Raw genomic sequence first — 22131 nt, 5'->3', positions numbered from 1 at the left:
GCGGTGTATTCATACTATTTTTTTTTGAAAAGATAACTACAATTTTTTTCCCTCAAAAGATTACACCGGTTTGTCACAAAGAAAGACCAACTCGCGGTTTACACAACGACTCGCTTTCCTATATAATAAATATGAGATTATTGTGTTGTGGCAAAGGAGGGATTACCCATGAATAACATGTTTAAATTAATGGGATGGTGGACTGGGATTTTCGCAGTTCTGTTTTATGTAGGCGATATGGTGGAAGTTTCTTTATTGATGGTTGCCAACACCGGATTTTTTGTACTTCTAGGATTTTTAAATATTTCTGAGCGTATGTATCTTTATATCTTCGCAGCTTACTTAACAGTATTCTTCGTCGGCTTCACATACTACTCAACTTTCATCCACATACCTGGTGGAGGACATTAATCAGAATATTAAACACAAAAAAAGCGGCCAGCATTGGCCGCTTTTTTAATTTGATTGTTAAATTTACTTCTTCTAAAGAAACGGGTTGCTTTTTTCCTCTTCAGCCGGAGTCGTATCAGGGCCATGTCCTGGAAACAAAACAGTATCAGCCGCCAGCGTCAATAACGACGTGCGGATCGATTGAAGGAGCTTGGTTTCAGAACCATCGATCAAATCTGTCCTTCCGATACTCCCTCGAAACAATGTATCACCCACAATGGCGAACCTTTCTTCAGGAAAGGAAAAAGTGAGGCTCCCCGGAGAATGCCCTGGCGTATGTAACAAGTCCATTCTGAAAGAACCTAATACAAGTTCCTTTTCACCGTTGATCAATACATCTGCATCCTTAATCCTGTAATCCGGCAATGCCGCATATTTGCCAGAACCATTCAAATTGGGACGGCCCAGCCAGTCCCTTTCCAGATGATGGAGGTAGACAGGGATTTCATAGAAGTCACGAAGCGCATCCACCGCTCCGATATGATCAAAGTGGGCGTGTGTCAGAAGAATCGCCAGAGGCTTGAGATCACGTTTTTTTAAAAGCTCCCTAACTCTATTTTCTTCCTCACCCGGATCAAATATAAGACATTCCTTTTTCTCATTCGATACGATATAACAATTTGTCTGAACAGGACCTAATTCCAATTGTTCAATTTTCAACATTATTTTCACCTCGGTTTAATTATATCACGGAGCCGTTTCATTTGAATGTTCAAGGGAATGACACTTTTCATGCTCGACAAAGCCAGTTAAATTCATTACAATAGTATAGAACAAGACGGCACTGGCTGTTAATGTTGAAGGGAGTGTCATATATGGAATCAGGTTGGCTATTAGTACTCATTTTTGGCCTCATTGCTATTTTGGCAGCAATAGGTACTGTACAGACATTTAAAAACAAAGAAGTATTAGGATTCTTATTTAATTTCGGAACTTTTGCCATTTTTGGAGGCTTTGCGGTAGCTACTGCAATCACTCAAGGCTTTCCACCAACATTGCATTAATCAGAAAAAAGCTGTTGCATCCATTGCAGCAGCTTTTTTAATTAACATTAAAACATCTTCAAATTAAAAACGGACCCGCCTAGGGTCCGTTTTTTATTCTGCTACGTTTGTTGCAGCTGGGGCTTCGTCAGTCAGAAGCTCGCCGGTTTGTTCATCGTAGAACCTTAGAAGGTCACCGTTGATAATCGCTTCTGAATAATTCAGCTGTTGCAGAGCGCGTTCAACAAATGGCTCACAACCCGCTGGATCGTCTATTTCACCTGTCTCCTGATCATAGCAAGTGCCACCGGCATAGACATTTTCCCCGGTAATGAATCGTCCGTCACGGAACACTGTGAACTCCTCATGCTCTTCTGAGAACAAATCATCACCGAACTGAATATCGTCATCCGATTCTACACCCATCAAGTTCAGGATTGTTGGACGCATATCGATTTGGCCGCCAATCTCTTCATTGACATGCCCTTCACCATATCCTGGAATATGGACAAAGAAAGGAACTTTTTGAAGCTGAGCCGTTTCATAAGGTGTAATTTCTTTGCCAAGATACTGGGACATTGCGGCATTGTGGTTCTCTGAAATACCGTAATGGTCACCATACATGACAATAATGGAATTTTCATAGAGCCCTTTGGCTTTCAGTTCATCGAACAATTCCTTTACTGCTTCATCCAGGTATCTTGCCGTTTGGAAATAGCGGTTCAGTGTACCTGAATTGGAATCGAACTCTGAGATGAATTTATCTTCTTCGTCCAAATAGAACGGATGGTGATTCGTCAATGTGAGCAAACGGCTGTAGAACGGCTGCGGCATTTCAGTCATATGTTCAACTGACTGCTGCATGAACGGAACATCTTTCATGCCCCAGTTCACCGCTTGCCCTTCTTCGACTGTAAAGCTTTCTATATCCTGGAATTCGTCGATTTCAAATGCCTGATACATGATATCGCGGTTCCAGAAACTTTTTGTGTTGGCATGCTGCACATTAGTGAAATATCCATTCTCCCCTAGCTTTTCAGCCATTGAATTATAGGTATTCCCACTGTGCGTGAAGAAAACGGCACTGCCTCCACGAGGATAAAGTGAGTTTTCAAGGATAAACTCTGAGTCGGATGTTTTCCCGAGACCTGTTTGATGGTAGAAATTCGGGAAATAGATCGTGTCTTCATCTTTCGTCAGCTCATTCATAAATGGCGTGATTGTCTCCCCATTCATTTCATTGTTCAATACGAAAGTTTGGAGCGATTCAAGAGTTACCACGATTAAATTGCGGTCTTTGGCGATGCCGAACATTTCTTCTGAAGGCTCTGCCTGAGTGGAACTTACATAATTGGTCACTTCCACCAATTCAGAACCATTCGCCAGTGCCCGTTGAGCCTGTGATTTCGACTGAATATACACATCATAAAGATGATAATTGTACATTCCGATATTTTTCACAAGCATTTCCCGGTCAAAACTTCGGGTCAACAGCTGCGGACGTTCTGCTTCAGCCAAGCCTAAGTTGAAGAACATAAGCGCGGCTGACAGGATGAAATACGCTTTTCGTTGAACAGAAGAAGCTTTTTCACTGATTTTAGCCGTCGGCAGGAATTTAATCGCCAGCAGTACAATCAGGAAATCCGAGAAATAGAAAATATCGGTCCAGAAAATACTGGCTGCTGCGCTTGACTTCAAATCCCCGAAATTCTGGGTTTGAAACAGCAGTGGAAGCGTGATAAAGTCACTGAAAAATCGGTAAAACGCTACGTTTCCGTACAATATAGCCGATGTCAGTAAAGTCATAGCCAATAAATAACGGTTCTTGGCTTTCTCACTCTTGAAGAATAAGGCCACACCATACAGGAACAGCAGCATACTCAGCGGATTAATAAATAAGATAAACTCTTGCAATGCATTATCAATCGTTATCGAAAATGCGGTTTTATAGACAATATAGGTTTTTAACCAAGTTGCGATGATTGCAATTGCAAGGATCGAATGTTTAGGCCATTCTCTTTTTAACATCCAAAACATCCTCCTTTTGGAACAATTTTACCATTCATATCAATTCCATTTCTTTTTGAAATTATTGGTTCGGTGATTATCATATATTTACACAAATATTACATAACCTCAACATAATATTTACCCTCTTAATAGACGGATGAAACGCCTTAAAGTTTCAAAAAAAGGGAAATTCTTTTATATTTTGTTTTGTTCACTGCGTAAAATCAACAAAGCCGAGGAAAATTCCTTTGCTGTAATGAACTGCAGACGGTACAGCTCCCGGATTTCTTCTTCCATTAAATGCAGGTCTGCTTTACGGTCAGCTGTATAGATAATCGTTCCGTACCTTTTCAAAAGCTGCATCACATCATATAAATTGTTCATCGGTCCACCTGCTTTGTTTCCGAGCAGCCATATTCAGTATAGATGCGCTGCACTGGAATGTCATGGGATTCGACCGGCACCGACTCACACAGCTGAGCAGCAAAAGCAAGAGATCTGGTCGGTCCAGTATATTTTGTCAGGTAGCGGTCATAATAACCGCCGCCAAAGCCGATTCGGTATCCGTCATGCGAGAAAACAACGCCGGGCACGATCAACAAATCGATTTGCTCAGGTTCCACTAGTTCAGTTTTTTCAATGATCGGTTCCAGAAGTTTCATATATACAGTTTCCAATTGACTGAAGTCTTCAATCATCCTGAATGCCATTCCACGGGAAAGCGGCTCGCATTTAGGGATTGCCGTCTTCTTGCCAGCCTTCCAGCATTCTTCGATAAGCCGGCGGGTATCCACTTCAGGAAAAGCTGATATCGTCAGTCCTATAACTTCAGCTTGTTGAAACGCTTCATCTTCCAAAAAGAACTTTATGATTGAATCGGATTTTTCCCGATGTTCTTCCGAATCCATAGCTTTCAATTGAGTGATCATATCTTTGCGCTGACTCGATTTATCCATAACAGACATCCCCTTTAAAAGAAAAAAGCCAAAACCCAGAGGTTTTGGCGGTCCATTCATTACTTAGTTTCACGGTGTAAAGTCATTTTTCGTTCACGTGAGCAATATTTTTTCATTTCAAGACGCTCAGGGTTGTTGCGCTTATTTTTAACAGTGCTGTAGTTACGTTCGCTACATTCTGTACAAGCTAAAGTGATGTTAACACGCATCGGTTTCCCTCCTAATTCTTTCAAAGATCATTTTTAAATAAGCAAGATCTATACGACTTAATTATTATAGCATATATCAAAATAAAGTCTACTGATAAAATTCATAAAAAATAAGACGGTTGTTCAGAAAAGTCACAGCCATAAAAATAGCCGGCGGAAAGTTCCCGCCGGATTGCCATTATTTATTCAGATCGTAATGCCGGCCGCGAACCAGGTAAAACAATTGTTCTGCGATATTCGTTGCGTGGTCGGCTGACCGTTCCATATAGCGGCCGATAAACGCCAACTGGGTAATCTGGCTGATTTTTCCGGGATCTTCGCTTCCGGCAAGCATTAATTGTGTTAAGACCTGTCCGTACAGGTCATCCACCTGATCATCCAGGTCAGCAATTTCTTTTGCTTTTGCCACATCTTCTTCCACAAAAGCATCGATTACCTGCATCAGCATTGTCGTCGCTAGTTTATGCATTTTTTCTATTTGGACAATCGGTGCCAGATGTTCTTCCTTGCCGAGACGGATTGTTTCTTTGGCGATATTCACTGCATAATCTCCTACTCGCTCCATATCCGTCGCCACTTTAATAATGACGATCAGCCTCCGCAAATCGGTTGCTACAGGAGATTGTTTTGCAATCAGCAATATGACCCGGTCATTAATTTCTTCTTCAAGCCGATTGATCTTGACATCATTTTCGATGACTTCCAAAGCGGCATCAATATCATGATTCAGCAAAGCGCTGACCGACTTTCCAAGAGCATCTACTGCCATTGTACTTAACTGGATCAGTTGGTCCTGGGATGAATGTAATTCTGTATCAAATTTTTCACGTACTGACAAAATGGAACGCTCCCTTTCTTAGCCGAACCTGCCGGAAATGTAATCTTCTGTTCGTTTGTCTGTTGGATTGGAGAAAATTGTGTCCGTCTTATCGTACTCAATTACTTCACCGTTCAGGAAAAATGCTGTTCTATCCGAAATACGGGCAGCTTGCTGCATATTGTGCGTCACTATGATGATGCTGTAATCTTTTTTCAATTCCTGGACAAGTTCTTCGATTTTCAGTGTTGAAATCGGATCGAGCGCTGAAGTCGGTTCATCCATCAGGATGACATCGGGCTCAATGGCCAACGCCCGCGCGATGCAGATCCGCTGCTGCTGGCCACCGGAGATGCTGTAGGCATTCTCAGTCAGCCGGTCTTTTACTTCGTCCCAGATAGCTGCACCGCGAAGGCTTTTTTCCACAATTTCATCAAGAATCTTTTTGTTTTTAATTCCGTGGATACGTGGTCCATAAGCAATATTATCGTAAATGGATTTCGGGAACGGGTTAGGCTTTTGGAACACCATGCCTACACGCGTCCGCAGTTCTTCCACTCCGTAGTCGCCATCAAAAATATTGCGTCCCCGGTAAAGGATCTGGCCGGATGTTTTAACAGATGGGACAAGTTCCACCATACGATTCAAGGTTTTCAAATAAGTCGATTTGCCACATCCTGAAGGCCCGATAATGGCTGTCACTTCGTTTTCCTTGATATCAAGTTCTATATTTTTCAGTGCATGATTTGCACCATACCAAAGATTGAGCTGTCTCGTTTCGTAAACCGAGTTTGTCGCTGACGCCAATGAACCGTCTGCTTCATACCCCGCTGTTTTGCTTTTCTGATCTAATACGTGTGTTGTCGACATAGTAGAACCCCTTCCACTCTAATAGCGTTTCTCGAATTTATTGCGTATGATTACTGCCACTGAATTCATCAATAGAAGAACAACCATTAAAACAATGATGCCTGCTGCAGCCACTTGCTGGAATTCCGGCTGCGGACGGCTTGACCAATCATAGATCTGCATCGGCAAGGCTGTAAAAGTGTCCATGACGCCAGCCGGCAGAAACTGGATGATGACCGGCACGCCAATTACGATTAATGGAGCTGTCTCACCAATTGCCCTTGATAATGCCAGAATGCTTCCTGTCAGAATTCCCGGAATCGCAGCTGGCAGGATTATTTTTGTAATCGTCTGCCATTTTGTAGCGCCCATTCCGTATGATGCATCCCGTAATTCCCCGGGCACTGAACGAATTGCTTCCTGAGAAGCGACGATGATGACCGGCAGGATTAACAAGCTCATAGTAAAGCCTGCAGCCAGGATGCTGTTGCCGAGTGCCAGCGCTCGAACGAAAATGGTAAGGCCGAGCAAACCGAATACGATGGAAGGCACACCGGCAAGGTTTGATATATTCATACGGATAAACGTTGTGATGCGATTCTGCTTGGCGTATTCTTCCAGATACAGTGCTGATCCTACTCCAAGAATGATTGAAGTCGGAGCCACGACTGCCATCAGCCAAATCGAACCGATCAATGCAGCTTTAATGCCTGCCTGATCAGGGAATCTGGATGCAAAATTGGTAAGGAAACTGAATGATAAATGGCTGATGCCTTGTGTAACGATCTGGTACATCAGAATAACAAGAGCCATAAGAGCCGCTAACGTCGCAAGAAGAAAAAGTGATTTGAATATTGTATTGACGACCATTCTTCCGTTCATCCGCCTTACGACGGTGTCATGTTCAATATATCTCATATCAGTATTCCTCCCTGAAACGTTTAGAGACGTAATTGGCTATGATATTCATGATCATCGTGAAGATGAATAAAGTGAAGCCCACTGCATAAATCGAGTAGTAGATGGTGGTGCCATAACCGGCGTCGCCTTTGGAAACCTGCACGATATACGCCGTCATCGTTTGAATCGAGCCGGTAAAGTCCCCGTCGAACTTCGGAGTCGAACCCGCAGCAAGGGACACAATCATCGTTTCACCGATAGCGCGTGATACAGCCAGCACAACAGAAGCAATGATTCCGGAAAGTGCAGCCGGCACAGTTATCTTCCAGGCCACTTCAAATTTGGTCGAACCCATTGCAAGGGCACCTTCCCGGATGCTTTTCGGCACTGAAGACATGGCGTCTTCAGAAAGCGAAGCAATCATCGGGATAATCATGATGCCGACAACAATTCCCGGGGAAATGGCATTGAATATTTTAATATCCGGAAAAGCGCTTTGCAGCAAAGGTGTAACAAACGTCAAAGCAAAAAATCCGTAGACGATTGTAGGAATACCCGCCAATACTTCCAAAAGCGGTTTTAACACGCGACGTACATTCTCACTGGCATAATCGCTCAGATAGATTGCGGCTGAAATGCCGATCGGAACTGCCACAAGAATGGCAATCAGCGTCACCTTTAAAGTCCCCACTATGAGTGGCAGGATGCCGTATTGAGCTTCCTTATTCGAAAATGGCAGCCACGTTGTGCCAAACAGGAAATCTGTAATTGAAACTCTTGTAAAGAAAGTGATTGTCTCGAAAATTAATGTCAGCATGATGCCGATTGTTGTCAATACTGATACCGATGCAATGAGGAACAAGATGACCGGTATCATTTTTTCCACGAATTGTTTGTTTTTCTTGCCTTTCGACTGCGCGATCATTTCCTGCACAGATTGCCGCATAATGAATCCCCTTTCAACCCCAAAAGGTGAGCAGTGGCTGCTCACCCTGTTCCTGGACTATCTCAGATTATTTCAAAGCTTCCAAATCAGCCAAACCTTTTTCATATTCTTCTTCCGGCAGAGACACATAACCTACTGCCTCGGCCATTTCGCCTGCATTGTCAATTGCATATTCGATAAAGTCATATGCAGCTTCGTTTTCTTTTACAGAAGCATTGCTGACATATGTGAACAATGGACGGGACAAAGGTGCATATTCACCAGACTCGATTGTTTCGTTAGTCGGTTCAATTCCACCGATTTTCACAACTTTCAACGTATCTTTATTTGCTACGTAGTATGCGTAGCCGAAGAACCCGATTGCATTAGGATCAGCCTGGATTCCTTGAACCAAGGTATTGTCATCTTCCGAAAGTGTTGCCGAGCTTACCAGATCTTCGTCTTCAAGGATTACTTCATTGAAATAATCAAATGTTCCTGAATCTGTTCCTGGCGCATAGAAGACCACTTCTTCATCCGGCCATTCCGGGTTGATGTCAGACCATTTTTTAGTTGTGCCGTCTTCCACCCAAAGTTTTTTCAGGTCTTCGACAGTTAAATCTTCCACCCAGTCATTTTCCTGGCTGACTACAACTGACAGGCCATCATACGCCAACAGGAATTCTGTATAATCGATTCCAGCTTCTTCAAGGCTTGCAATCTCTTCTTCTTTTATGGGACGTGAAGCATTTGAGAAGTCTGTCTCACCTTGCATGAACTTCTCAAAACCTCCGCCTGTTCCGGAAACTCCCACAGTCACCTGGACACCAGGCTGAACAGCAGCGTATTCTTCAACAATGCCTTCCATGATTGGTGCTACTGTAGATGATCCATCTCCTGAAACTGAACCTTCAACTTCTCCGGCTGTTGCTGAGCCATTATCCTGCGCCTGGCTCCCTTCGTCAGTGCCGCCTCCGCATGCTGCGAGAAGCATTGTCGAGCCAAGAATTGTTGAAGCCATTTTGAATTTCCAGTTTTTCATCAGTTACGCCCCCAAATAGTTTGTTTTGTTTACAGTCTTAACTATAAAGAATGATTGTTGAGGACATATAAAGGCATTGTTAAGAAATTGTAAATGTGAATTTATTTAAATTCTTGTTGAAATAAACCCGATAGAAAGCAAAAAAGCCCGCTCTGCGTTTAAGCAGAACGGGCTATAAGCTTATTCGTTTTCAGCATCTATCGGTTCTTCTTCGCCTTCTTCAATCAATTCGTTGGAATATGGCGGTTTGATTACTGAAGGAGATTCTTCCATTTTTGTTTCACGCAGTTCAAAATATTTATCTAATGATTCCCGCACAATCAGGTTACTCGTTGGGGGCACTATATTCGTGTTTGTCGTAATATAGGGAATCATTACTGCGTAAGCAACTTCTGGGTTTTCATATGGTGCAAAACCGACATGTGTTGTTGTTATGGACTCCTTTGTATAGTAAGGGTTCGTTTTATCATCATAGAATTGAACTTCAGCAGTACCGGTTTTTCCGGCCGCTGTATAGTCCGTATCATTGAAATAAGCACGGGCTGAACCTTGGCTTCCAATATAAACATTACGCATCCCTTTTTTCAAATGGTCAATCTCCGCTTGTGTGTTACTGATCCGGTTCAGGATTTTAGGCTCAATCACCGTTTCCACCGGACCCAGGTTTTCCCCATCTGTTGATGCGCCGCGTATCTCTTTTACAAGATGCGGCTCCATACGATAGCCATCATTGGCAATTGTTGCAATGTATTGCACCAATTGCATCGGCGTATACGTATCATACTGGCCGATAGCAAAATCGAGTATTTTACTTCCATCACTTGAACCGCCATTATAACCTGTTCCTTCAAAAGGAAGGTCAATGCCTGTTTTGATGCCAAGTCCAAACTGTGCGAATGAATTTCTCATAGTATCGAAAGAACTGGCTGAAATATCAATCGGCTCATTATAAGCATAAGTCTCGTTCGCTATTTCCAATGCTATTTTAAACATATAAACGTTGGATGAACGTTCGATTGCTGTTAGATCTGACATCGGAATTCTATTGAATAATGTTTTATTGAAAATGGATCGTTTAAGTGGTGTGTCCTTAATCTGTAAAGGTTCATCAACCAAATAATCGCTCATTTCCACTGCATCCTGGGCATAGCCTGTCAAAAGAGTCGCACCTTTCACAGAAGAACCGGACGCATAGGCGGCAGTCACTGCTGCATATGAATGGTCCTGTATTACCATTTTGCCGTTTTCATCACGGTCAATCCTTTTACCGACCATGGAAAGTATTTCTCCAGTACGCGGGTCCATCATGACCAAATAAGCATCTTTTACTAATTGCGAGTTCGGTCCAGCTTTTAATTCGCGCAAATGCTTTTCTACAATATCTTCTACAGATGTCTGTAGTTCACTGTCAATTGTCAGCATCAGATCCTTGCCTGGCTTTCCTTCATCTGCAGGAATCGTATCAATGACACGTCCTCTGCCGTCAGTTATATTTTTTACAACTGATTTTTGTCCCTGCAAAACATCTTCATATTGCTGTTCCAAAAAACTGGTTCCCACACGGTCATTACGTGAATAATCACGTGCCAGGTAGTACTCCAGACTGCTGGAGGGAATCCCCTGTTCTGGTGTAGTTGTGCTCCCAAGAATCGTCAGGTCGCTGGTTTTGACGCGTTTCCAATCCGTAATGGTGTTTACGCCTTTCAGTTTCGGGTCCGTCAGTCTTTCGGAAACTCGGGCAAATTCTTCCGGTGTCACGTCTTCATTCTTAATAATTTGTGGAGACAACGCATAACCCGAAGTCATCTCCCGGAATATCGCCAGAGTTTCAATGTCTTCGGCAGTAAGGCTTGCCAACTCTTCCTCTGTAATCTTTTCCCGGATTAAATCATCCAGCTTGCGTTGCTTTTCTTTTTCGGTGATTTCTTCGTTCTGGATGGCTTGGCGTTCTTCATCCGTCACTTTCGCTGTTGCTTCCTCAGTATTAAGCATTATATAAAAATCCTGTTTATCCCGTTCGGTTACACGTTTATCGTCTTTTTCAATCAGTTTCGCCAGCTCTTTTGCTGTATCCAGCATTTCAGAGCGCTTAGTTGTCTGCATTGCCGTGTATGTAATGGCGCTGACAGGATCGTTGTCAACAAGGACACGGCCTTCGCTGTCGAAGATCCGGCCTCTCGGCACACTCGTATTGACCGGCACTTCTTCGGTTCTGGCAAGTGCACGCGCATAATCTTCACCTTTTACTATCTGCAAATAACCAAGTCTCAGTATCAGCATTGAAAAAAGCAGAAAAATGGAGAAAAAAAGGACATTCATGCGAAAGACGGTATGGGATTTCAGCTTTGACTTTGCCTGGCTTACTCTCCTTTTATTGGGTTGAGTCATTTAGTAAAGTTCTCCTTCCGGTGAAATATCCAAAAGCTAGTATATCATCGAACAATAAAAAACACACACTTTTTCAGACGAAAAAGTGTGTGTCAGGTTTCATTTATGGGATATTATTTTGCAGATTCGTAGCGTTTTGAAACTTCGTCCCAGTTTACTACGTTCCAGAAAGCAGCTAAATAGTCAGGGCGTTTGTTCTGGTATTTCAAGTAGTAAGCATGCTCCCAAACGTCTACTCCAAGAATTGGCGTTTTGCCGTCCATCAATGGAGAATCCTGGTTTGCAGTTGAAGTTACTTCCAATTCGCCGTTAGATAAAACAAGCCAAGCCCAGCCTGAACCGAAGCGTGTTTTGCCTGCTGTTTCGAATTTCGTTTTGAATTCGTCAAAGCTGCCGAACTTGCTGTCGATTGCTTCCGCAAGTGCACCTGATGGAGCGCCAGTGCCGTTCGGAGTCAATAATTGCCAGAATAATGAGTGATTTGCATGTCCTCCGCCGTTATTGCGTACAGCTGTACGAATATCTTCAGGAACAGCGTTCAAATCAGAAATCAGTTCTTCTACAGATTTCGAAGAAAGATCGTCGTGGCCTTCCAGGGCAGCATTTACATTAGTTACGTAAGTATTATGGTGTTTTGTGTGGTGAATATTCATCGTCTCTTTGTCGATGTGTGGTTCCAGTGCGTCATACGCGTAAGGTAGTTCCGGTAATTCATAAGCCATGATTAAATTCCTCCTTGAGTCTATTGTTCTACTTTCCTAGCGTATCAAAGTTTGCAAGTTGATACAATTAAAATGCATGAACATCCAATTTAATCAGACCTTAGACTGAGTTAAACCACTATAAAGAATAATATCACCATAACAAACTGGATTATCCCTTTTGTAAAAACCGATGTGATAAACCCGACAACCGAGCCGATCCCTGAACGAAACGCCTGTTTGAAGTTTGACCGGTTGAAGATTAATTCTGCACCAATCGCTCCCACAAACGGACCGATGATAATACCGATGATTGGAATTACAAAAGGGCCAATGATAAGACCCAGCATGCTTCCCCAGAATCCTGCCCTGGAACCGCCGAAGCGTTTGACGCTATAGGCATTGGATAAGGCGTCAGCACTGAAGAGCAGACCGACGAACAATAATTGGATAAGCCAGAACCACCACGGGAGATCCGCAAAGTCGAAAAACAGGCCGTACATGATAAATCCGCCGAAAATAAACAGCACTGCTGGTATGACGGGATAAACCAGCCCGACAAAACCGATTACAAAAAACAGTAAAACTACAATCCAGCCGATCACTTCCAATGCTTCCATAACTGTTCCTCCCCTTAAGAAAAGCGTATGCGCCCATTTAGCTCTGACAGTCAAGAGATGTACCAAATGTAATTTGGGGCATTTCTTTGCGACGCGCTTTTTGTCACGCAGCTGGTATGACTTATGTCCCGAAGAGCTGGGCTGCAGAAGTCCAGACATAAACTGACTCCATTTTAAGCTTTCTCAAACTTGATAAAGCACTTCATTCAAATAAAATTAAAAACTCCCTTCCATCGTGCCTTACATTTTTTAAAATGTAAAGAAAGATGAAAGGGAGATCATTAACGTCAGGAAAATTTTCTGGAGAAAGTGTTTCAGCTCTTCTTAAGCACGGTTGCCCAGAATAGCTTCCGCGATATTTACTGAATGGTCGCCGATTCGTTCAAGGTTGCTGACGATATCAACAAATACGATACCAGCCTGTGCTGAACATGCTCCTTCATTTAAGCGAAGAATATGTTTCTTACGGAATTTACGCTCCATCTTATCGATGAGGTCTTCCTGTTCCGCAACTTCACGTGCAAGTTCATGGCTTGTCGTATCAAGTGCATCCAATGATTTTTGTACAGTAGCAATGGTTAGAGTGAACATTTCTCTCAAATCTTCCATTGCATCTTCTGTAAGATTTACCCGGTTATTAACCTGGTAATCGATCAATTCAATGATATTTTCGAAGTGGTCGCCAATTCGTTCGATATCACGGACAGTTTCCATCAGCATGGTATGGCGCGTTGAATCAGCAGCTGAAATCGACTCTGCAGAAATCAATACGAGATAATCAGTGATTTTGCTGTCCAGATTGTTTATGGCATCTTCCAGCTGATAGCCGGTTTCAGCATTTTTCGAACTCTTGGTTTTTAGATATTCATAAGTTTCCTGCAGACCCTGCACCGAATATTGACCCATGCGTAAAATTTCTTCTTTTGCCTGGCCAAGAGCGATTGAAGGCGACTGTTCGATAAAATGAATGTCCAGATGTTTCGGCTTGAATTCGATCGTCACTTCTTCACCCGGTATCAACTTGGTTACAAGATAAGCCCAAAGCCCGATTAACGGGAATTGGATGATTGTATTTGCAACGTTGAATGTTCCGTGGGCAAATGCGATTTCCATTTTCGGTTCCAATCCAAATGTGCTGCCGAGCCAAGCCACATAAGCCGTGAATGGCACAAGCAAAATCAGGAAGATAACAGATCCAATAACGTTGAACAAGACATGGACTGCTGCTGTACGGCGGGCTGCAACGGACGTACCTAGTGCAGCAAGAACCGCTGTGATGGTTGTACCGATGTTATCACCGAATAGTACAGGCAATGCAGCATCAAGTGTCACAAGCCCTTCAGCGTAAAGACCTTGCAGGATTGCTATGGTACCACTTGAACTTTGGACAATTAAAGTGAAGATGGTTCCCACTGCTACACCTAAAATTGGCATTTCACTCAAATTGACCGTCATATCGATGAAGGCCGGCAATTCACGCAATGGTTTCATTGCCCCGCTCATCGTTTCCATCCCGAAGAACAAACCTCCGAAACCAAAAATAACCTGACCGATATTCTGTACTTTATTTTTCTTAAAGAAGAATATCAGGAAAGCACCAACTGCCATAATCGGCAAAGCGTACGCCCCTACATCAAGTCCAATGATGAAAGCCGTCACGGTCGTCCCGATATTTGCTCCCATGATAACTCCGATTGCCTGGCGTAATGTCATAAAGCCGGCACTTACCAGACCGACGACAATAACTGTCGTACCTGAACTGGACTGAATTAGAATAGTAACGACAATACCAACCAAAACTCCCATGAATGGATTGGTAGTAAAACGATCCAATATATCCCGGAGTTTGTCCCCTGCTGCTTTTTGCAAAGCGTCCCCCATATATTTAATGGAGAAAAGGAATACACCAAGTCCACCAAAGAAGGCGAATAGTATTTCTTGCCAGTTCATTTCCACGATTAACAATCACTCCTAGATTAGCGTATTGACACCTTGTCTATTATGAATAGTTCTATAGCGAATTGTAAATACCTTTAATGAAAATTTACATTCCCGTAACAAAGCATAATTATTTCAAATTAATATCGTGGTAGGATATTAATATAGATGAAAGGAAGATGAAATTGAATATTTATCAATTGCTTAAGGCCAGTTTTATGGAACCTAAAAAGCAGGCTGCCGTTAGGATACTATCGATAGGAAAAATAATGCGCTTTGTTTTTCTGTTCATCCTGCTGCTGACAATCGTGGCTTTTGTAGAGTTCGTGATTGGTTTAAACAGTGTTTCCGGCGATTTGGAAGGCTTGCTCGTTTATATAGAAGAAATCGAGTGGCTGCTCTATCCTTTGGCTTTCGTTCTGCTGTTTGTTTCAACCACTCTCTATCATTTCATTAAAATCAGTTTATTCGCCTGGATTGGAATGGGAATCTTGAAGATTATGAAGCGCCGGGGGGAATATCGTCATTTATGGCGGACAGCCGCACTGAGTGTCACATTTCCGACAATATTATCGTTCGGCATCGGCTTTTTGGTGGAAAATGAATGGCTGCCGCTCATGTTATCGCTGTTGACTCTTGTTTATCTTTACATGGCAATCAAGTATTATCCGAAAAAGCCGCCGCAGCGCAATTAAGGCTTTTAAAGCTCTTTCTTGTATTTTACAAGCCGTGACTGCTAAAATAGCAATAGGCATCCCTTAGTGCCGGAGAGGAAGCAAATTCCGACTTAAATCCGGCAGAAGAAAAGCGGGATCGGCACATCAGCCGGAATATCCCAAAAGGAGAGATAATTGATGAGTGAGATTATTCACCGTTCAAAAACACGCCCCGTTAAAGTTGGAGACATCACAATCGGCGGCAGCAATGAACTTTTCATTCAAAGTATGGCTACAACAAAAACACATGACGTGGAAGCTACAGTCGCAGAAATTCTTCGCCTCGAAGAAGCAGGCTGCCAGGTTGTCCGCGTAGCATGTCCGGATGAGCGCGCAGCATATGCAATCGGCGAGATTAAAAAGCGCATTAACATCCCTCTTGTTGTCGACATCCATTTTGATTATAAATTAGCGCTTATTGCAATCGAACAGGGCGCTGATAAAATCCGGATTAATCCCGGCAACATCGGCCGCCGCGAAAAAGTTGAAGCGGTCGTCAATGCATGCAAAGCAAAAGGTATTCCGATTCGCATCGGCGTAAATGCCGGATCTCTGGAACGTAAAATTTTAGAGAAATACGGTTATCCGACTGCTGATGGCATGGTTGAAAGTGCTCTTCACCATATTAAAATCCTGGAAGACCTTGATTTCCATGACATCATCGTATCGTTGAAAGCGTCTGATGTTCAGCTTGCGGTAGAAGCATACGAAAAAGCATCGAAAGCATTTGATTATCCGCTGCATCTTGGCATCACTGAATCGGGAACTTTATTCTCTGGAACAGTAAAATCAGCAGCAGGCCTGGGTGCCTTACTGCAAAAAGGCATCGGCAACACGCTTCGTGTTTCTCTAAGTGCCGATCCTGTCGAAGAAGTTAAAGTGGCACGTGAAATGCTGAAAGTGTTCGGCCTTTCATCAAATGCCGCAACATTGATTTCCTGCCCAACTTGCGGACGCATCGAAATTGATTTGATTTCGATTGCCAATGAAGTCGAAGAATATATCTCCCATATCAAAGCTCCGCTCAAAGTGGCTGTTCTTGGCTGTGCGGTAAACGGACCGGGAGAAGCGCGTGAAGCGGATATCGGCATCGCGGGTGCCCGCGGTGAAGGATTGCTGTTCATGCACGGCAAGACTGTACGCAAAGTGCCGGAAGATACAATGGTAGAAGAGCTGAAAATAGAAATCGACAAACTTGCCCAGGAATATTTTGAAAAGCAAGCCGCAGAGAAAGCAGAAGCGGAAAAACAACAAGCTTAAGGTAGTGATGCTATGAGATATCGATTCGGCATCGATATAGATGGGACTGTTACATCTCCCACTTCATTGATTCCACATATAAATAAGCAATTCAATAGTGAGTTGACATTGGATGATATTAAGGAGTACGACCTTACATCAGCCCTTCCCCATTTGGAACCTGGAGAATTCTATTCCTGGTTCCGGGAAGCGGAATCAACGATCTATGCTTCTTCCCCGGTATCAGAAAACGCAAAAAGCATTCTGAATCAATGGAAAGAGCAATATGAATTATTCTATATTTCTGCTCGTGGCGAGAATGTTATGGATATCACCTTCGAATGGTTCAAAAAACATGCAATCGCTTATGATCATATTGAATTGATCGGCACGCATAAAAAAATTGAAACAGCGAAAAGACATAATGTTGACCTCTTCTTTGAGGATAAGCATGATAATGCTGTAGAAATCAGCGAAGAGCTTGATATTCCAGTAATCTTATTCAATACCCCATATAATCAGGATCCGGTACCCGATAAGGTTATCCGGGTTTATAACTGGCTCGAAGCTGAACAATGGGTGGACAAAGAATTCGGAGTCCAAAGCGCATTAACAACTCAAAACAAATAGGAAAAAGCCGATTGCTTCTCTGAGCAATCGGCTTTTTTGTTTGGGTATTGGCACCACGTAAATGATTCGTATGAAACCATGGGGCGCTTTCGCTTTTCTTTATGTCCAGACTCCAGCTGCCCAGCTCTTCGGGTCATAAGTCAACTCAGCTACGTGGCAAAGATCGCCACTCTGCTGATTTGACTAAACCCGTATTGCTCCTGCATCGCTGCGCTAGCTTCGTCGCAAAGAGATGTCCCAAATTACATTTGTTCCATCTCTTGCCTTACAGAGCTTAACGGGCGCTGTCGCTTTTCGTTATTTACATTCAGGACATTTTCCATAGATTTCGAATTTATGGTTATCGATTTCGTAGGCCGGCAATGCCGCACCGAGCATATCCATGGGACAAACCGGTATCTCTTTGATTTTGCCGCAATCCATGCAGATGAAATGATGGTGATGGGAATCACTTTCACAGTGCATGCGAAAATGGCGTTCACCTGACAGTTCCGTCTCTTCCAATATACCGAGGCTGACGAAAGTCGCCAAGTTGCGGTAGACCGTATCATAACTCATGCTCGGATAGTCTTTTTGCATTACATCCAGAAGATCACGGGCGGTAAGGTAACGGTCGTCATTAACGAACAACTCCAGTATCTGATTGCGCTTTGAAGTTTCCTTATATCCTTTTTCCTTCAGAATATCCCACGCTTTTACAAGATTCATGCGATCGCCCCTCTCTTTACGCTTACAGCAATTTTTTTATAAATCAAGACAAGCAATAATAATAAAATCGATGTAACGACAATTGTGCCGCCTGGCGCCAGATCAAAATAGAACGCCGATATAAGGCCTGCTATAACGGATGCCTCACCAAAGATGATGGATAGTGTAATTGTTTGTTTAAAGCTCTTCGATACCCGCATAGCCGCTGCCACTGGTATCGTCATGAGCGATGACACCAATAGGATCCCAACGATGCGCATTGAACCCGCAATGACAAGTGCCGTTACGATCATGAACATGAAATGAATCCATTTCGCAGGCAATCCAGAAGCTTTGGCGTATTCATCATCAAACGACAAAACGAATAGTTCCTTGAAGAATACCACGATAAATGCAAGAACCACAATAGCGATAGCGACGACAATCAACAGGTCCTCCCTGCTGACAGCTGAAACCGATCCAAACAGATAGCCGAAAAGGTCATTTGAAAATCCTTGTGCCAGAGAGATGAAAATAGCACCAAACCCGATTCCTGCGGAGAGTATGATGGGTATCGCCAATTCCTCGTAATGCTTGTAGAGAGTCCGCAGACGTTCTATCAAGACCGAACCGCCGACAGAAGCGGCGATTCCGAGAAACAGCGGGTTCAATGCTGAGAAAACAGCGACACTTTGGCTTAAATAGAGGCTGCCGGCAATTCCGGCAAGCGTCACATGGCTTAATGCATCCGCAATAAGCGACAGCCTGCGCACGACGATGAACACACCGAGCAGTGGTGCTATGACCCCTATGATCAAACCGGCGCCAAATGCATTCTGTAAAAAATCATAAGTAAAAATAGCATCAATCATCGTCAATGTCCGCCTCCCGCATGATGGATCTTGCGGACGGAATGCCCGTACCAGGAAGCGCGTTCCTCATCACTTAAAGTCTGGAATTGTTCTTTAAAGCCGTGGAAATGAATAGTCTGGTTCAAGCAGGCAACATGGGAAATCCGGTCAGTTACCGTATCCACATCGTGTGTCACCATAACCAGCGTAATATTCTTCTCCCGATTAAGAGCGGCCAGCATATCGTAGAATGCCTGTACATTCTGGTGATCGATGCCGACAGTCGGCTCATCCAGTATCAGCATTTTCGGTTTCGCCACCAAAGCGCGGGCGATAAACACCCGCTGCTGCTGTCCGCCGGATAATTCACTGATACTGCGGTCAAGAAAAGCTTCCATCCCTACCGACTTCATTGCTTCCAGGACATCTTCATCAACCGTTTTCGGCAGACGCCGGAAAAGCCCCGCTTTTTTTGCAAGCCCCCCTGCCACCACTTCTTTCACAGTAGCCGGGAACCCTGAGTTGAATGAATTCGATTTCTGTGAAACATAACCGATCCATTCACGGTGTTTAAAGTTTTTGGAGTCCACTCCGAATAATTTGATAGACCCTTTTGATGGTTTAATCAAGCCCAGCATGATTTTCAGCAAAGTCGACTTTCCGGAACCATTAGGTCCCAGGATGGCAAGAAAATCGCCCTTTTCCACCTTCATAGAAATGTTGTCGAGTGCTTTTGTCTCTTCATATTCAAAACTGATGTCTTTAATTTCAATCAATGGCGCATCCATATTGCCGCCTCATTTCTAATTAATAATGATTACGATTTACATTTAAAAAGTATAAGTCAGTTTCAAGGCAATGTAAACCTATTAAACTTAAAAGAAAAAACCCCTCTATTAAAGAGGAGCTTTCATTTCTTCTATTACACCGGGTGTAAACACACCGGCTTTGAACATTTCAATTTCAAATGCATATGGAGCTTTTTTATTTTTGGCATCTGCACCGACATACGGCGTTTCGAGGATTTTAGGAATATCCTTCAAATCGCGGTGATGAACTATGCCGTTCAAGGCTTCAAAACCGATTTCCCCAAAGCCGATGTTTTCATGGCGGTCTTTGGCTGCCCCGCGGACATTCTTACTGTCATTGATGTGAAGAACCTGCAGGCGGTCAAGGCCTACAATACGGTCAAACTGTTCAAGTACGCCATTGAAGTCTTCTTTGATGTTATAGCCGGCATCATGCGTGTGGCAAGTGTCAAAGCAAACTGATAAACGCTCATTGTTTTTGACGCCATTGATGATGGCAGCGATTTCTTCAAAATTACGTCCGCATTCCGTGCCTTTGCCCGCCATCGTTTCCAGTGCAATATTCACTGGGTAATCCTGGCTCAGCACTTCATTCAGACCTTCAATGATCTTCGCAATGCCTGCTTCCGCTCCGGCCCCGACATGTGCCCCCGGGTGGAGAACAATTTGTCTGGCTCCAAGTGCAGCAGTCCGTTCAATTTCCTTTTGCAGGAATTCAACGCCATGTGCGAAAGTTTCAGGCTTTTGTGTGTTTGCAATATTGATGATATATGGAGCATGCACGACAATATTCGATAAGCCGTTAGCGGCCATATGCGCCTTGCCTGCTTCTATATTAAGCTCTTCAATCGGTTTGCGCCGCGAATTCTGCGGTGCTCCGGTATAGATCATGAAAGTTGACGCTCCGTAGGAAGCTGCTTCTTCACTGGCTGCAAGCAGCATTTTCTTGCCGCTCATCGATACGTGAGATCCAAGTAACATAAATTCGACTCCTTACTTCTTGCGGTTTTTTCTGCGTTCCGCTTTTTTGATTTCGTCCATTTTCCACTTCATCTTTTTCTTGTACATCGGTTTTACCGATTTTGGTTTATGGACCATCGTTTTGGCTTTTGCATCCGCTTCGTTAGTTGTGCGGACACGCGTTTTTCTGCTGTGGCGCTCTTTAAGATCCACAAACTCGCCTTTTACGATGTCTTTCTGTTGGAAAGGAATGCCCATTTTCTCAACCCGTACAATTGCATCGTCTTCTTCAGGCTTGAACAATGTGATGGCTAAGCCTTTCATCCCCGCGCGTGCAGTTCGTCCGACACGGTGAATAAAGAATTCAAGGTCTTCCGGCAATTCATAGTTGATGACATGGCTGACCCCTTGGATATCAATGCCCCGTGCTGCTAAATCAGTGGCTACGATATATTGATACTCAAGATCGCGGATCTGTCTCATCATTTTGACACGCTCACGGGGAGCAAGGTCGCCGTGGACACGACCAACTTTGATACCGTCTTTTGCTAATTGGTCTGCTACATAATCCGCATTGGTACGGGTATTTACAAAAATGATCGCCAAGTATGGATTGATAACTTCCATCACGTCTTTCAGACGTTCCATTTTCTTTTTGCTGCGGACAGGGACAAGATAAAAATCAAGTCCTTCCGCTGTCGGCCGTTTGTCGCCAAGATTCACGTGGATTGGTGATTCCATGTATTTTTTGAGGAACGGTTTCAGTTTCTCAGGAATTGTGGCGGAAAAGACATACATCTCCAAGTCTTCCTGCATTTTTCCTGCAACTTGGTCAATTTCTTCGATAAAGCCCATGTCAAACGCCAGATCTGCTTCATCAACTACAAGAATTTTTGCAGTATGGACGAATAATGCACGTTCGTTGACCATATCTTTCAATCTTCCAGGTGTACCGATGACGATATGCGGCTGTGTTTTCAGTTTATTGATGGAACGCTGCTTGTCTGTTCCGCCGATAAATGATTTGACCTCAATGCCGGAGCCTTCAGTAAGCTTCTGGATTTCATTGTAAATCTGAGTTCCGAGTTCACGTGTAGGTGCTGCAATAACCGCCTGCACTTCCTGGCGGCTCACGTCAACGCGTTCGACGATCGGAATGATGAAACTATGCGTCTTGCCCGTCCCTGTATGGGATTGGCCGATTGCACTATTGCCTTTCAATATATGCGGCATAATCTGTTTCTGAATTGGTGTCGGTTCCGTAAAACCGAGTTTTTCCACTGCCTCTAACAGGAATGGTTTTAATGAGTATTCTTTGAATTTTGTCATGGGATATAATTCCCTCCTTACGCTCCGTATATTATAGCATAAAACGGCTATTTTACGCGATGCAACTTTTGTAAAGCTGTGCCGTCTCCGTTATAATGAAAGTATTGATTGTTGAAAGGAGC

At 43.5% G+C, this 22131-nt stretch carries 24 protein-coding genes; 5 read left to right on the top strand and 19 right to left on the bottom strand.

The window, feature by feature from the left end; genetic code table 11:
* Nucleotides 1–168 precede the first annotated feature (168 nt).
* On the top strand, nt 169–411 hold the full coding sequence (locus DP120_RS11615; RefSeq protein WP_112223842.1) for a DUF2626 domain-containing protein: 243 nt from the start codon (nt 169–171) through the stop codon (nt 409–411).
* A gap of 72 nt (nt 412–483) precedes the next feature.
* Here DP120_RS11615 and DP120_RS11610 read toward each other — a convergent pair whose 3' ends face one another.
* Nucleotides 484–1113: an MBL fold metallo-hydrolase gene (locus tag DP120_RS11610; protein WP_112223841.1), complete on the bottom strand. Its 630-nt coding sequence runs from the start codon at nt 1111–1113 to the stop codon at nt 484–486.
* A gap of 152 nt (nt 1114–1265) precedes the next feature.
* On the opposite strand from DP120_RS11610, the gene DP120_RS11605 reads away from it, so the two are divergent.
* Complete coding sequence (locus DP120_RS11605) at nt 1266–1454, top strand: DUF2759 domain-containing protein (protein WP_112223840.1); 189 nt, start codon at nt 1266–1268, stop codon at nt 1452–1454.
* Between the two features lie 93 nt (nt 1455–1547).
* Here the strand turns inward: DP120_RS11605 and DP120_RS11600 are convergent, their stop codons facing one another.
* The 13 genes from DP120_RS11600 to DP120_RS11540 form a co-directional block, all read right to left on the bottom strand.
* A complete protein-coding gene (locus tag DP120_RS11600) occupies nt 1548–3461 on the bottom strand; it encodes an LTA synthase family protein (protein WP_112223839.1) in 1914 nt (637 codons plus the stop codon).
* Nucleotides 3462–3638: 177 nt separating this feature from the next.
* Nucleotides 3639–3827 carry a YqgQ family protein gene (locus DP120_RS11595; RefSeq protein WP_112223838.1) on the bottom strand — a complete coding sequence of 63 codons (189 nt, stop codon included), beginning with the start codon at nt 3825–3827 and terminating at the stop codon, nt 3639–3641.
* Nucleotides 3824–4399: a 5-formyltetrahydrofolate cyclo-ligase gene (locus DP120_RS11590; RefSeq protein WP_112223837.1), complete on the bottom strand. Its 576-nt coding sequence runs from the start codon at nt 4397–4399 to the stop codon at nt 3824–3826. The genes DP120_RS11595 and DP120_RS11590 overlap by 4 nt, the downstream gene beginning before the upstream one ends.
* A 59-nt stretch (nt 4400–4458) precedes the next feature.
* Complete coding sequence (rpmG, locus tag DP120_RS11585) at nt 4459–4608, bottom strand: 50S ribosomal protein L33 (RefSeq protein ID WP_081986929.1); 150 nt, start codon at nt 4606–4608, stop codon at nt 4459–4461.
* 178 nt (nt 4609–4786) lie between these two features.
* Nucleotides 4787–5446 (bottom strand): phosphate signaling complex protein PhoU, encoded by a 660-nt coding sequence (gene phoU / locus DP120_RS11580; RefSeq protein ID WP_112223836.1) that lies wholly within the window; start codon nt 5444–5446, stop codon nt 4787–4789.
* A gap of 18 nt (nt 5447–5464) precedes the next feature.
* Nucleotides 5465–6295: a phosphate ABC transporter ATP-binding protein PstB gene (gene pstB / locus DP120_RS11575; RefSeq protein WP_112223835.1), complete on the bottom strand. Its 831-nt coding sequence runs from the start codon at nt 6293–6295 to the stop codon at nt 5465–5467.
* An 18-nt stretch (nt 6296–6313) separates the two neighbouring features.
* Nucleotides 6314–7192, bottom strand: coding sequence for a phosphate ABC transporter permease PstA (gene pstA / locus DP120_RS11570; RefSeq protein ID WP_112223834.1), 879 nt, complete (start codon nt 7190–7192; stop codon nt 6314–6316).
* A gap of 1 nt (nt 7193) precedes the next feature.
* Nucleotides 7194–8120 carry a phosphate ABC transporter permease subunit PstC gene (gene pstC, locus DP120_RS11565; RefSeq protein ID WP_112223833.1) on the bottom strand — a complete coding sequence of 309 codons (927 nt, stop codon included), beginning with the start codon at nt 8118–8120 and terminating at the stop codon, nt 7194–7196.
* Nucleotides 8121–8187: 67 nt separating this feature from the next.
* Nucleotides 8188–9141 carry a PstS family phosphate ABC transporter substrate-binding protein gene (locus DP120_RS11560; RefSeq protein WP_112223832.1) on the bottom strand — a complete coding sequence of 318 codons (954 nt, stop codon included), beginning with the start codon at nt 9139–9141 and terminating at the stop codon, nt 8188–8190.
* A gap of 180 nt (nt 9142–9321) precedes the next feature.
* Nucleotides 9322–11529 (bottom strand): peptidoglycan D,D-transpeptidase FtsI family protein, encoded by a 2208-nt coding sequence (locus tag DP120_RS11555; protein ID WP_112223831.1) that lies wholly within the window; start codon nt 11527–11529, stop codon nt 9322–9324.
* A gap of 113 nt (nt 11530–11642) precedes the next feature.
* Nucleotides 11643–12251, bottom strand: a complete 609-nt coding sequence (locus DP120_RS11550) for a superoxide dismutase (RefSeq protein WP_112223830.1) — start codon at nt 12249–12251, stop codon at nt 11643–11645.
* A gap of 110 nt (nt 12252–12361) precedes the next feature.
* Entirely contained in the window at nt 12362–12841 is a 480-nt protein-coding gene (locus DP120_RS11545) for a DUF456 domain-containing protein (RefSeq protein WP_112223987.1), read from the bottom strand.
* 333 nt (nt 12842–13174) lie between these two features.
* Nucleotides 13175–14806 (bottom strand): Na/Pi cotransporter family protein, encoded by a 1632-nt coding sequence (locus DP120_RS11540; RefSeq protein WP_112223829.1) that lies wholly within the window; start codon nt 14804–14806, stop codon nt 13175–13177.
* Nucleotides 14807–15057: 251 nt separating this feature from the next.
* Between DP120_RS11540 and DP120_RS11535 the strand changes: the two genes are divergently transcribed.
* From DP120_RS11535 to DP120_RS11525, 3 genes are all read left to right on the top strand, one after another.
* Complete coding sequence (locus tag DP120_RS11535) at nt 15058–15483, top strand: DUF1189 family protein (RefSeq protein ID WP_240612011.1); 426 nt, start codon at nt 15058–15060, stop codon at nt 15481–15483.
* 159 nt (nt 15484–15642) lie between these two features.
* Nucleotides 15643–16764 carry a flavodoxin-dependent (E)-4-hydroxy-3-methylbut-2-enyl-diphosphate synthase gene (ispG, locus tag DP120_RS11530; RefSeq protein ID WP_112223828.1) on the top strand — a complete coding sequence of 374 codons (1122 nt, stop codon included), beginning with the start codon at nt 15643–15645 and terminating at the stop codon, nt 16762–16764.
* A gap of 12 nt (nt 16765–16776) precedes the next feature.
* Nucleotides 16777–17373, top strand: a complete 597-nt coding sequence (locus DP120_RS11525) for a hypothetical protein (protein WP_112223827.1) — start codon at nt 16777–16779, stop codon at nt 17371–17373.
* 297 nt (nt 17374–17670) lie between these two features.
* Here DP120_RS11525 and DP120_RS11520 read toward each other — a convergent pair whose 3' ends face one another.
* From DP120_RS11520 to DP120_RS11500, 5 genes are all read right to left on the bottom strand, one after another.
* Nucleotides 17671–18081, bottom strand: a complete 411-nt coding sequence (locus DP120_RS11520; protein ID WP_112223826.1) for a Fur family transcriptional regulator — start codon at nt 18079–18081, stop codon at nt 17671–17673.
* On the bottom strand, nt 18078–18932 hold the full coding sequence (locus DP120_RS11515) for a metal ABC transporter permease (protein ID WP_112223825.1): 855 nt from the start codon (nt 18930–18932) through the stop codon (nt 18078–18080). Before DP120_RS11515 ends, DP120_RS11520 begins: the two co-directional genes overlap by 4 nt.
* Before the next feature lie 2 nt (nt 18933–18934).
* The gene (locus DP120_RS11510; protein WP_112223824.1) at nt 18935–19699 is read right to left on the bottom strand and encodes a metal ABC transporter ATP-binding protein; all 765 of its coding nucleotides are present in this window, start codon (nt 19697–19699) and stop codon (nt 18935–18937) included.
* 108 nt (nt 19700–19807) lie between these two features.
* Nucleotides 19808–20701, bottom strand: coding sequence for a deoxyribonuclease IV (locus DP120_RS11505; protein ID WP_112223823.1), 894 nt, complete (start codon nt 20699–20701; stop codon nt 19808–19810).
* 12 nt (nt 20702–20713) lie between these two features.
* Nucleotides 20714–22009, bottom strand: a complete 1296-nt coding sequence (locus DP120_RS11500) for a DEAD/DEAH box helicase (protein WP_112223822.1) — start codon at nt 22007–22009, stop codon at nt 20714–20716.
* Nucleotides 22010–22131: the final 122 nt, after the last annotated feature.

This window comes from Planococcus halotolerans, from assembly GCF_003289955.1.
Lineage (GTDB): Bacteria > Bacillota > Bacilli > Bacillales_A > Planococcaceae > Planococcus > Planococcus halotolerans.
Note: the sequence above shows the minus strand (reverse complement) of the source record. Positions and strands in the feature narration are given on the sequence as shown.